This window comes from Salinivibrio sp. MA427, from assembly GCF_001996115.1.
Classification (GTDB): Bacteria; Pseudomonadota; Gammaproteobacteria; order Enterobacterales; family Vibrionaceae; genus Salinivibrio; species Salinivibrio costicola.
Window position 1 is genome coordinate 1 of record NZ_MUFH01000144.1, and the last position, 6,381, is coordinate 6,381.

Below are 6,381 nucleotides of genomic sequence, written 5' to 3' on the forward strand. Positions count from 1 at the left end.
ATCTAAAACGGAATCATTCGTATTTTATGGATACATAGAGGAAATACTGTTCATTTTGGTGCACGATGCACGGGATCGATAGCACGATGCACGGGATTGAGTGGCACCCAATATGTCATTACTGCGCTATTCGAGTGGGGCTGGTAACCACTGGGGTAGATTTCAAGCTCTATACCATCGGTGCATTGATAGCCAGAGTCTGGTAGCCAAGCGTAAATAAACGCCTGCAATGTATCAGGGAGCCCGCTCACCGGCCCGGAGTGCGTGATAACGGCATAGGTCGTTTCCGGAATGATCCAGCTTGTGGTGTCATGTTGAAAGCCTGCTAATGCCTGTTGTCCCGCAAGGTATGGCAACGGTGATTGCAGTGTATCCGCGCTAGCTACATCAATGGCACCGATACTTGGCTGGTTTAGATCAATCACGCCGCGCGCATAGGCTCGCTGCCAAAGCGCTGGCACAACATCATTAAAATCAGGCTCTGGCGCAAATAATCCCAATATCGGTGCAACGTCTCCCGCGATTGTGGCTTGAGGTCGCGTTTTAATCTGCACAGATAACCACAGAGGTTGTGGTGTGGTTAAAGTGGTAATTTGTAACGGTGTACGAATACCATCCATAATGCCTCGTCGACGATATTCTCGAGGCGTCATATTATATTGCTGTCGAAATGCGCGGGAAAAATTAGCCTCAGAGGTAAACCCACAGGATAAGGCAATATCAATGATACGACGTTGGCCAGTCAGTAACTGCTTAGCGGCATCACTCAATTTAAGCTCCCGCACGTAGTGCGCAACACTCATCCCCGTTTGCTCAGAGAACACGCGCTGCAGTTGCCAACGAGACCAGCAACTTTTTGCTGCAAGTTCACTAACCAATAGTGGCTGATCTAAATGGGTATGGATGTAGGCTAATACACGTTCAATCCGATTCAAACGGGTGGCAGCTTGATAAGGCTCAGCAGCGATCGTCATTATTTCCGTATATCGATAGTTCTATAAATTGAGCTGACAATAACACAAACAATAATCGTTATCATGTATACCCTTCTCTTCTCTCTTGAATAAAAAAACCCGACACAAGGCCGGGTTTTCATTCATTAATGCTGAAAGCGTTTTATTTACGCGTCCGAGGCTTTCCTTTCCCTCTTGGCGCGCCAGGGCGTGGGCTACCTTTTTTGGGTCCCGACCCTTTTGGTCCTGCTGCCGGGGCATTACCACGGCGAGCTTGACGGGCTTTCTTTGGCTTATCGTTCGAGTCGATACGCTCTTCAWAACGGCGCACTGCTCGACGAATTTTCTGACGCGACTTTTTACGCTTTTGGTCTTCTGGCGTGATCACTGTTTGCGATTCAGGCTTCATTTCCACCATCTCGCGCAAATAGTTAACTTCTTTAAGTTCCATCTCGCGCCAACCACCACGTGGCAGGTCTTTCTCAAGATAAATGTCACCGTAACGCACTCGCTTCAAGCGGCTCACAGTCACACCTTGAGTTTCCCAAAGGCGACGCACTTCGCGGTTACGCCCTTCGGTGATCACAACATAAAAGGTGTGGTTCATCCCTTCGCCACCCGCGTAAACCACGTCCTCAAAGCGGGCAACACCGTCTTCAAGCTCGACACCGGCCACCACGTTGCGCACCATGTCTTCGTTCACATCACCAAAAACGCGCACCATATATTCACGCTGCACTTGGCGGCTTGGATGCATCAAGCGGTTTGCCAGTTCACCGTCAGTGGTAAACAGCATGAGACCGGACGTGTTGGCGTCCAAGCGGCCAACAGCGACCCAGCGGGCATCTTTGAGCTTTGGCAACCGGTCGAACACGGTACGACGACCTTCTGGGTCGCTACGCGTACATAGTTCGCCCTCTGGCTTGTTGTAAGCCAGCACGCGACATACTGAATCAGAAGGCGCATTGAGCGGCACTGCATGGCCATCGACACGCACCAGCGCACTCGGATCGTCAAGACGGTCGCCCAGCTTGGCCACCACACCATTGACACTCACTCGGCCGGCTTGGATATAGCTTTCCATTTCGCGGCGTGACCCCGTGCCAGCACGCGCTAGCACCTTCTGTAATTTTTCGCTCATGTTTGTCTTACCTTACTGTCGCCTTCACAGGCGTCAAAAACGGAATAACTCTACGTTATGGCTGGTTATAATACGCCCCTAGTAAAACTTGTTGAAACATCCCCAACAAGATAAAGCGCGGCGCTATAATAGGTGCCTAATGATACACGACCGCATCACGCACGCATAGAAAAATACACCCTGACCACTGGATAAAACGGTCAGTTTTTATACGTCTTTTATCTCGCTCATTTCGTCTCTCTGTGCTGAGGCGTGAAAGTTCTCACAGCTGCTGGGCTAAAGTACCTGTAACATGCCGACAGTCCATAACTTGTGCTAGAGCGGTATAGCATGCTTTCGATCGAAGACAATAAAACCAAATGGGACTTTTTCCAAAAACACCACTGGGTGTCTCATGAATTCTCACGTACCCCCGTACTTAAGTCGTGGGAGCGGTGTATAAAGCAATGTAATCCCTACACTTGGTCAATGTGAAGTATTTGCCGCAGAACACTTTAATCGTCACTTACATCCTTATGCCTCCGTGGCAGCACCTGTTTTCGATCAATTTGGCAAGCTACGTGGGACAACGTGTTTGATTAAAAACGCAGAACACTACCAGAAAGAGAGCTTAGTCATCATCGCGTCAAGTGCGAGAGAAATCAGTTTGCAGATACATATTCATTCTGAACAAGAGAATATTAACCGTCTTTCCTGCGCGCATAACGCCACACTAGAGTCCATGGATGATGGTCTCCTGGCATGGGATGAAGACAACCACATCACAATGGTTAACCATCAATCTGAGCGATTACTGAATATTGAGGCGAGCGATATCTTAGAGAAAGATGTGTTCTGTGTTTTTCGTTTTCCACCTAATGTACTCAACAGTATTGAGTCTGGCACAACGATTAAGCGTAAGCTGACCACAATAGAAGTCAACGGCGAGTTCGTCGAAGCTATTATCACGCTGCGTGCGCTCAATGACGGCACCCATTTACTGTTCTTGCACCCCATCGATAAAATTCGCGAACTAGCTCAACAGCAAATCGGAGGCAGTGCACGATATACATTCAATACGTTGCCTGTTATTTCACGCAAGATGAAACACGTGATTACCATGGCCAAGCGGGCGATAAAATCGAATTCACCGATCTTCATTACTGGAGAGGAAGGTGTGGGAAAAGCGACGTTAGCCATGGCGATTCATAATGAGAGTAGCTATAAAGATGGGCCATTCATTACGCTCAACTGCCGCTCGATCAATACGGAACAACTGGTGAAAGAGACCTTGGGCTATGATGAAGGACAGGGCATGCCTTCTAAGTTTGAGTTAGCTCACGGCGGAACTCTGTTTTTAGAAAAAGTGGAATACCTATCGCCAGACCTACAAGCCGTGTTACTAAAGTTATTAAAGACAGGCTTGGTAAGCCGTAGCGACAGCTTGCGATTGATCCCAGTAGACTTTCAACTCATTACCAGCACGACCGCAGAAATCAGCGAATATGTTACACAGCGCTCATTTGGTCGCCAACTTTACTATGAGTTATCCTCAAACGAACTCCCTATTTCGCCACTAAGAAAACGCAGAGAAGACATCGAACATCTTGTCCAGCAGCTTGTTAGCCATTACGAGCGTCGCCACAATGTAACCCTCTCGATAGAACAAGTGGCATTGGAAGCGTTAATGAATTTTCGTTGGCCAGGAAATAACTCCGAGTTAAGAAACCGAATTGAGCGCATCTTGCTTAATCGAGGTTCAAACTTGATCAAACTGAGTGATATTCCTGAGGACATAAAATTGAACGCCCATCATCGTACAGATAATACGCCGATCATAACCCTAGAAGAAGCCGAGAAAAGAGCCATTGTTCAGGCTTGGAATCAATGTAATGGGAAAATGAACGAGATGGCCAAAGCACTGCAAATTGGACGCACGACACTATGGCGAAAAATCAAAAAATTTGGCTTACATGAACAGATGGAGTGGTACTAACGAGTCATATTAAAAAAGTCATATAAAAAAACCGGCGTTGAACGCCGGTTTATACGTAGAGGAACGCTATGCCTGCAAAGACAGTTGGCGAATCTGAGCTTTGAGTCCAGGCAGCAGGCTAGCGCTAGCGCTGAACTTACGAAGACCAATACCAAGTAACATCTGTGTTGCGTTCGGATCACCCGCCATTTCGCCGCACATGCTCACGGGAATACCAGCACGCTCACCGGCAGCACACGTCAATTCAATGGCTTTTAACACCGACGGTTCAAAGTAATTCACAAGCTCTGCGACTGCCGTATTGCCGCGATCTGCCGCCATAACATATTGCGTCAGATCATTAGTACCAATAGAAAAAAAGTCAACTTCTTGCGCCAACGCATCCGCATTTAGGACAGCAGCGGGGACTTCTATCATAATACCGACAGGAAGCTTACTTGCATCCACCCCTAATTGCTGAGCTTGATGCGCCAACAATGCTTTCACTTTTTTTACTTCTTCAACCTGCGCGACCATAGGTATCATCAGTTGAATATTCGGCTGTACCTGAAACGCCTTTAAAATCGCGCGCAGTTGCGTGTTAAATAAAGCTTCATGCTTGAGGCACAAACGTACCCCTCTCAAGCCTAAAAAAGGATTATCTTCCTCAGGCATAGGATAAGCCGCTAGAGGTTTATCCCCTCCCACATCGAGACTACGAATGGTGAGTGGTTTATCGCCGAGCGCAGCGGCAATGTCTCGATAAACTTGGTATTGTTCATCTTCAGTCGGTAAGGCTTCACTGTCTTGGAATAAAAACTCGGTACGAAATAGACCAACACCTTCTGCCCCCGATGTTAACGCATTTTCCAAATCATTCGGTCCACCAATATTCGCTAAAACGGGAATAGCGATACCATCGCGAGTCATCGCCACTTGCTGTGCGCTCGCTAGCGCACTTTTTCGCGCGTTTTGCCATTCAATTTTCTGTGCGTCTAGCGCCTGCTGTATCTCATCTGACGGCGCAAACCATAAGTGCCCTTTGAAGCCATCAAGCGTCACCATTTGACCTGACCGAACGGCATCGAGACACCCTTGCGCTTTTACCATCGCGGGGATCCCCATCGCGCGAGCAAGTATCGCACTATGGGACGTTTTACCGCCTTCACTTAAACAAATACCGAGCACTTTTTCTTTATCTAATCCAGCCACATCCGAGGGCATAAGGTCATGGGCCAATAAAATACTTGGCTCCTGAATCTCAATGGCCTGAGGCTTGGCACCTGTCATTTCAATCATCACTTGGCGGGCAATATCATGTACATCAGCTTCACGTTCGCGCATGTATAGCGTCTCAGCATGACGATATTCTTCCGCCAGCGCGTGAAGGGTTTCTAGCCAAGCTTGCTCGGCAATCATGCCTGACTGAATATGCGATTCGACCGATTGCCACAATTCAGGGTCACTTAACATCATGCTATGCGCCGAAAATATGTCTCCTTTCGCTTGCTTTGCTTGACGTTGTAAACGCTGAACAACGCACTCTATGGCTTGCTTAACATGCGCAATTTCATCGGTTTCATGACCAAAGGGACGATCGGGTACGGAGGGCATATCACTGGTAAAAAGAACAACGGGCGCCGTTACAATACCTTCATTCACGCTAATCCCTGTGATCGCGCCTTCAATAGTTTGCGCACTCACCTCATGGTGTAATGTATCGACTTCATCGCTTTGATGTTCGATAACCCCATCATCAACGGCTTGTTTTTCGCCAAAGTGATCATGTGCGAGTACTTTAAATGCTGCTATTGCATCCACGGCTTGGGAACCAAGGGCATGTATGGTTATGGTCTCATTACAACGGACACCAAGCTTCGCAATACTATTGAGACTTTTTGCATTTACCTGTCGATCGCCCTTTTGTAGCCAGAGTTGACTGTCAAAATGCGCAAGTGCACCAACAATGGCTGCTGCTGGCCGAGCATGTAATCCATGCGGATTTTGCACAATCCAGTCGTATGTTAGCGTTTCTTTATCCTGCTTCGCCGTTTGCGCGGGTTCCACATCTGTTGATGGCTGATCACCCAGATGCGCTTGTTTTACACTCAAGGCATTTTGCGCTTCCTCAACCACGGTTGCCAACGGTAACCCTGCCGCTGCTGCCACCGATGCCGCCATCGTCCCTTCGACGATGGGCGCTGATATTAACGTCACACTTTCCTTTATTTGATCATCAAGGAGATCTAGCGCCATTTCTGCACTCAGCAATGCGCTTCCGAGATCCATCAAGACAATAACGCCTTTTTCATCATTCACCCGCTCTATCGCTT

The 6,381-nt window shown here is 48.0% G+C and carries 3 protein-coding genes and 1 pseudogene; 1 reads left to right on the forward strand and 3 read right to left on the reverse strand.

All coding sequences use genetic code 11. The annotated features are described in order from the left end of the window. Positions 1 to 50: 50 nt before the first annotated feature. Together BZG79_RS10020 and rluB are read right to left on the reverse strand one after the other, a co-directional pair. Positions 51 to 974: an AraC family transcriptional regulator gene (locus tag BZG79_RS10020; protein WP_077461044.1), complete on the reverse strand. Its 924-nt coding sequence runs from the start codon at positions 972 to 974 to the stop codon at positions 51 to 53. 142 nt (positions 975 to 1,116) lie between these two features. Further along, positions 1,117 to 2,094, reverse strand: coding sequence for a 23S rRNA pseudouridine(2605) synthase RluB (gene rluB / locus BZG79_RS10025; protein ID WP_077774310.1), 978 nt, complete (start codon positions 2,092 to 2,094; stop codon positions 1,117 to 1,119). Between the two features lie 330 nt (positions 2,095 to 2,424). Between rluB and dhaR the strand changes: the two are divergent. Continuing rightward, positions 2,425 to 4,069, forward strand: a pseudogene (dhaR, locus tag BZG79_RS10030) (dihydroxyacetone kinase operon transcriptional regulator DhaR). Positions 4,070 to 4,135: 66 nt separating this feature from the next. On the opposite strand, the gene ptsP reads toward dhaR, so the two are convergent. Continuing rightward, on the reverse strand, positions 4,136 to 6,381 hold a 2,246-nt coding region (ptsP, locus tag BZG79_RS10035; protein WP_077774311.1), incomplete at its 5' end, for a phosphoenolpyruvate--protein phosphotransferase.